Origin of the sequence: Microcystis sp. M53598_WE2 (assembly GCF_030067735.1) — a bacterium.
GTDB classification, from domain to species: Bacteria; Cyanobacteriota; Cyanobacteriia; order Cyanobacteriales; family Microcystaceae; genus Microcystis; species Microcystis aeruginosa.
Genome location: NZ_JASJFE010000479.1, coordinates 1 through 5873 on the forward strand (window position 1 = coordinate 1; position 5873 = coordinate 5873).

The following is a 5873-nucleotide window of genomic DNA, read 5'->3' on the forward strand; positions in this document are numbered from 1 at the left end:
ATAAAACTTGATAAGCAGCATAATAACCGATTTCCTGTAAAGCTTCCAGCATTAATTGCAGGGTTTCTCCTTTTTTATTGCTTAATAATCCTCGAACATTTTCGGCCATAGCGATTTTAGGTTGCACTTCCTGTAAACAACGAGCAAACTCAAAAAATAAGCTCCCTCTCAAGTCTTCTAATCCTTTTCCTAACCCAGCATAACTAAAAGGTTGGCAGGGAAAACCTCCAGCTACAACATCTATTTTGTCTCTAAAATCAGAAAATTTAATCTTTTTTATGTCTTGATTTATAACATTCCATTGCGGTCGATTGAGTCTTAAAGTATTAACACAATCTTGATTAATTTCCACCAGTAATTGCGTTTTTAGTCCCGCATTTTCTAAACCTAAAGCCATACCACCACAGCCAGCAAATAATTCGATAACCGTGTAATTAGTTGGCTCAACAGTTTGTAAAATTCTCAATTCTCTGGGGGATTGGTTATTTTTAAGATTGGTTAATTGCTCGAGATCAAATAACCAATCAACTTGATTGATTTTCTGACCTTTGATTAATTTTTTCTTTTGCCATGTTAGTATTTCTGCGGTAGTTACACCGAGAATATTAGCGGCTTTTTGTAGATTTACCTGAGTCATAACCAATAATTAGCAACTTATCTACGTTTTTATTATAAATCAAAGTAGCTAAACTTAATAAACAACAATAAAGGCTGAACAAGGTTCAGCCTCCAGTATAAATTTTAACTCTTTCCTACTTGCGTCCCGGAACTGTATATTTAAAATTCATCGGGCCGGTATAACCAGAAACCTCCGCTAATTTCTCTAATCTTTGGGTTCCCGAATATTCTTGACCCCTAATAATCCAAGTGGGAAAACCTTTAATTCCGGCATCGCGACAAGCTTGGGGATTACCATTAACCCCTTGGGGATCGCATTCGATATAAACCCCTTCTTTTTTGAGGATTTCTCCCGCTTCCTTACCAAATAACTGTTTTTGATCGTAACAGTGGGGACACCAAAAAGCCCCGTATTCCTTCGCGCCAATTGCTTTTAAATGTTTAGCCAGGGCGATTTCTGCTTTTCCCGAAACCGTGGTTACTTCCCAACCGTAGGGAGGTTTAGCCGCTGTCATTGGCCGGGTAATTTCTTCTTTTCCTGCTGCCACCGTGGGGGAATTTACTCCTGCGTAAACCGCTAAAGTTCCCACAAAAGTAATCATTGCCACTACAACCATCGGCAGTATAATTTGTCCTAAACCTTCCCATTCGCGACCGATAATTGTGAGAATTAATAGGGTTAAAGCGAACAAAGCCGAAGTAATGCAGTAGGGACACAATTCCTTTAAGTCCGTGGCTAGAACATACATTAAATAACCACTAAATACCGCCATCGCCGTCGCCCCCGCTAACAGCAATAACCAAGTATTATTTTCTAAACTTTTGCGGAGATTTTTCTGAGTTTCCCCATTAATAAATAGAGGACTGAGGGCAAAAACCGCCATGGCAATATAGGCCAAAAAACCGAACAAACTCAAGGGCAGCCCGAAAACCGTAGCGTAGGGACTATTAAGCACACCAGTACAACCAGACCCATCACTAGCCCCGGCGGTACAGGCCGCAGCCCCTCCCGTCAGTTTGGTAATGGTTAAATAGCCGGTCAGAATCGCCCCCACGATCGAAACGCCCCCAATTAGGGGCCGGGAGTAGCGATGAATCCAAGGTACAGAACGACGACGCATAATATTATTTAGATTAAATTACAGCAGAATTCAGGAGTCAGGAGGTAAATCGAAATGTACTTTGTCGAAAGGAAAAATTCCCTAACCATATTGTGTTAATTAGGACGTTTTCAATTCCTAAAAACTTAGGATAGCTATCCCCTGAAACTATCCGCCATTCTAGCAAGGGGTTATGTGGACAGGGGCAAAGAAGGGAGAGAATTATTAATTTTTGCCTTTTGATCGTTGATCTGCCGGGCCGTTTCCACAAATTGCGACACCCGGATCGGATCCACTGGTTCAGTAATTTTGCCATGACGCTTGAGGGAACTAGCCACGATCACCCCATCGGCAGCCGGCAGCAACCGCCCGATATTGTCCAAATCAGCCCCGCTGCCGATAAAAACCGGTGTTCCCTTGGCCGCCGCCACTGCCAGTTCCAAATCCTCAAAACTAGGGGGGCTACCGGTGGACCAACCGGAGAGGATCACCCCGTCTGCCAGTCCCCGTTCGATCGTATCTTGCACTGCCGTGGTCAGATTAGGGGTTCCCAAGGGGCGGGCGTGTTTAACCAAAACATCCGCTAAAATTTTGACCTCAGACCCCAATTCGCGCCGATAACGCAGGAGTTCGTGGGCTTGACCCTCAATAATGCCCTGATCGGTGGCCATAACCCCCGTTAGCACATTAACCCGAATAAATTGGGCATTGACACAGGTAGCGATCGCTAAGGCACTATGGGCATCATTGCGGAGAACATTAAGACCAATCGGTAAGACCACCAGATTTTTAATGCGATCAACAATTAAAGTCATGGCACTAACCACGGCGGGATCCACCTGTTGCTTAGTAAAGGGGGCATCAAAAAAATTCTCGATAATCAAACCATCAACACCACCGGCAGCCAAAGCCGTCGCCTCCTGTTCAGCCCGCTCGATCACCGTCTTGAGACTGCCACCCCAACGGGGGGAAGTGGGCAGGGGGGCGAGATGAACCACGCCAATAATCGGGTTTTTTGTCTTGAAAGTTGCAATTAAATTCACAGCGTCTACTACTCTTAGCGTCCCCAACCAGGCGCCGCTCACCCATTTTAACAGGGTGAAGGCCTACCCACGGTTCCACGGGGGGGAAATTATTTTAACTGCTAATGATTTTATCAAGTCCGGAATCCGTTAAAATGTCTTAACATTAGAGAAGTTTAGGATTTGGTTGATACTCGATCGCATGGGCAATAAGCCAACCATCGCCATCTCACACCTAGGCTGTGAGAAAAACCGGATCGACTCCGAGCATATGTTAGGACTGCTGGCCAAGGCCGGCTATCCCGTAGATAATGACGAGGAGTTGGCCGATTACGTTATCGTTAATACCTGTAGTTTCATTCAAGCAGCTAGAGAAGAATCCGTTCGCACCCTCGTGGAACTGGCGGAAGCTAATAAAAAAATTATTATCTCCGGCTGTATGGCCCAACATTTCCAAGATGAACTCCTGACGGAATTGCCGGAAGCCGTGGCCATTGTCGGCACGGGGGATTATCAGAAAATTGTCGAGATCGTCGAACGGGTAGAGACGGGAGAACGAGTCAAAGAAGTCAGCACCGATCCCACTTTTATCGCCGATGAAAATCTGCCCCGTTATCGCACCACCAGCGAGGGAGTCGCCTATCTGCGGGTGGCCGAAGGCTGCGATTATCGCTGTGCTTTCTGTATTATTCCCCAGCTGCGCGGCGATCAAAGATCCCGTTCGATCGAGTCCATTGTGGCCGAAGCGCGACAATTGGCCAGCCAAGGGGTACAAGAATTAATTCTCATTTCGCAAATAACAACCAATTATGGGTTAGACTTATATGGCGAACCCAAATTAGCGGAACTCTTGCGAGCGCTGGCAGAAGTCGATATACCTTGGATTCGCGTTCACTACGCTTACCCGACCGGGTTAACGCCAAAGGTTATCGAAGCGATCCGAGAGAGCCCGAATGTTTTACCCTATCTAGACTTGCCGCTACAACATTCCCATCCCGACATCCTGCGGGGGATGAACCGTCCCTGGCAAGGACGAGTCAACGATGGCATTATCGAGCGGATCAAGCAAGCTATCCCGAACGCGGTTTTACGAACGACTTTTATCGTCGGTTTCCCCGGAGAAACCGAGGAACATTTCAGCCATCTGCTGGAATTTGTCAAGCGTCATGAGTTCGATCACGTCGGGGTGTTTACCTTCTCCGCCGAAGAAGGTACAGCCGCTTTTGACCTGCCCGATCCAGTGCCACAGGCAATTATGGACGAACGCCGCGAAAGGTTGATGTTAACTCAGCAACCGATCTCGGAACGCAAAAATCAAGCTTATATCGGTCAAACTGTCGATGTTCTCATCGAACAGGAAAACCCAGAAACAGGAGAATTAATCGGGCGCTCCGCTCGTTTTTCCCCGGAAGTGGATGGCTTGGTTTATGTGACAGGTGAGGCGATTCTAGGTGCGATCGTACAGGTCCGAATCACTGCGGCCGATACCTACGATCTCTACGGCGAAATAGTCTAATTTTTCCATTTTTCTTATTTAATTCCCACAAAACAATCCCTATGACCACTGGTTTCAACAATTTAGGTTTATCCGATAGCCGTCTTCAACACCTAGAAACGCTTGGATTCACCACCCCCACCGAAATTCAAACCAAAGCCATCCCTCTCCTTCTAGAAGGGCATGACATGGTAGGAATGTCACAAACGGGAACCGGCAAAACTGCCGCCTATTCCCTGCCTTTACTGGAACGCATGGACACCAAAAATCCTAACGTTCAAGCTTTAATCCTCACCCCCACCCGGGAATTAGCCCAACAGGTGGCCAGCGCCATCAAAGATTTCTCTGATGATCGTCGTCTCTTTATCCTGACAGTCTGTGGTGGTCAATCCATGGAACGTCAGATCCGCAGTCTGGAAAAAGGTGTCCAGATTGTGGTCGGGACTCCCGGCCGGGTAATCGATCTGCTCGATCGCAAAAAACTCCATCTAGAATCCCTAAACTGGGTAGTCCTCGATGAAGCGGACGAAATGCTCAGTATGGGTTTTATCGATGATGTTAAGAAAATTCTGCAAGCATCCCCCTCCACCCGTCAAACCGCCTGTTTCTCGGCAACTATGCCCCGGGAAATCCGCGATTTAATCGCTAATTTCTTGAAATCTCCCGTTTCTGTGACGGTTTCTCAACCCCAGGCCGCTCCTGCTAAGATCGAGCAGAAAATTTATCTGATCCCTCGCGGTTGGACGAAATTAAAAGTCCTGCAACCCCTGTTAGAGATCGAACCCCTAGAATCGGCGATTATTTTCGTCCGCACCAAGCAAACCGCGGCCGAATTAACCAGCAAACTGCAAGAAGCGGGGCAAACGGTGGATGAATACCACGGTAACTTAAGCCAAGTGCAACGGGAACGACTGGTGCAACGTTTCCGCGAGGGCAAAATTAAATTAGTGGTAGCCACGGATATCGCAGCCCGCGGTCTAGATGTGGAAAATCTCAGCCACGTTATTAACTATGATCTGCCGGATAATGCCGAAACCTATATTCACCGCATTGGCCGCACGGGCCGCGCCGGTAAAACGGGAACTGCTATATCTTTAGTAGAACCGATCGATCGGCGTTTGTTGCGTCAGATTGAACAGCGTCTGCGTCAACGTCTGGAATCTAGTCCCATTCCTAGCCGCACCGAAGTAGAAGCAAAACGCCTAGCCAAGCTGCAAAATCAGCTAAAAGAGGCTTTATCGGGGGAACGTATGGCTTCTTTCTTGCCTTTAGTGCGGGATTTAAGTGAAGAATACGATCCCCAAGCGATCGCGGCGGCTGCCCTGCAAATGATCTACGATCAAAATTGTCCCCAGTGGATGAAAACTGATTGGGAAGTTCCCGCACCGACGAGCAGTAAACCGGTGATTAATAAAACTCCCCGCAGTGGTGGTAGTAAGTACCCCTCTAAGTCGAATAACCGTCCTTCCCTGGACAAAAAAATTGTCTTTCAGGAACGTTAATTTTTAGTTCTTGAATAGATAACTTTAAGAGTTGATAGACCGTTTTGGTTCTATCAACTTTTTTTTGTCAGGTAATTTCCCAGTACGTCGTCGAAAGCATTCTACATAATTTTATAGCTAAACTTTTGATAATTGA

The 5873-nt window shown here is 46.7% G+C and carries 5 protein-coding genes; 2 read left to right on the forward strand and 3 right to left on the reverse strand.

The window, feature by feature from the left end:
- The 3 genes from PX636_RS09975 to btpA form a co-directional block, all read right to left on the reverse strand.
- On the reverse strand, nucleotides 1-637 hold a 637-nt coding region (locus PX636_RS09975), incomplete at its 3' end, for a DNA cytosine methyltransferase (RefSeq protein WP_288116993.1).
- 115 nt (nucleotides 638-752) lie between these two features.
- Complete coding sequence (locus PX636_RS09980) at nucleotides 753-1739, reverse strand: vitamin K epoxide reductase family protein (protein WP_002798992.1); 987 nt, start codon at nucleotides 1737-1739, stop codon at nucleotides 753-755.
- A gap of 170 nt (nucleotides 1740-1909) precedes the next feature.
- On the reverse strand, nucleotides 1910-2761 hold the full coding sequence (btpA, locus tag PX636_RS09985) for a photosystem I biogenesis protein BtpA (RefSeq protein WP_002776905.1): 852 nt from the start codon (nucleotides 2759-2761) through the stop codon (nucleotides 1910-1912).
- 181 nt (nucleotides 2762-2942) lie between these two features.
- On the opposite strand from btpA, the gene rimO reads away from it, so the two are divergent.
- The gene (gene rimO, locus PX636_RS09990; RefSeq protein ID WP_288116994.1) at nucleotides 2943-4256 is read left to right on the forward strand and encodes a 30S ribosomal protein S12 methylthiotransferase RimO; all 1314 of its coding nucleotides are present in this window, start codon (nucleotides 2943-2945) and stop codon (nucleotides 4254-4256) included.
- 41 nt (nucleotides 4257-4297) lie between these two features.
- A complete protein-coding gene (locus PX636_RS09995) occupies nucleotides 4298-5737 on the forward strand; it encodes a DEAD/DEAH box helicase (RefSeq protein ID WP_002763242.1) in 1440 nt (479 codons plus the stop codon).
- The last annotated feature ends 136 nt before the right edge of the window (nucleotides 5738-5873 follow it).

Bases quoted from the DNA above. Each gene is read 5' to 3' on its own strand.
- PX636_RS09980 (WP_002798992.1), bottom strand. From the start codon at position 1,739: ATGCGTCGTCGTTCTGTACCTTGGATTCATCGCTACTCCCGGCCCCTA.
- rimO (WP_288116994.1), top strand. From the start codon at position 2,943: ATGGGCAATAAGCCAACCATCGCCATCTCACACCTAGGCTGTGAGAAA.
- PX636_RS09995 (WP_002763242.1), top strand. From the start codon at position 4,298: ATGACCACTGGTTTCAACAATTTAGGTTTATCCGATAGCCGTCTTCAA.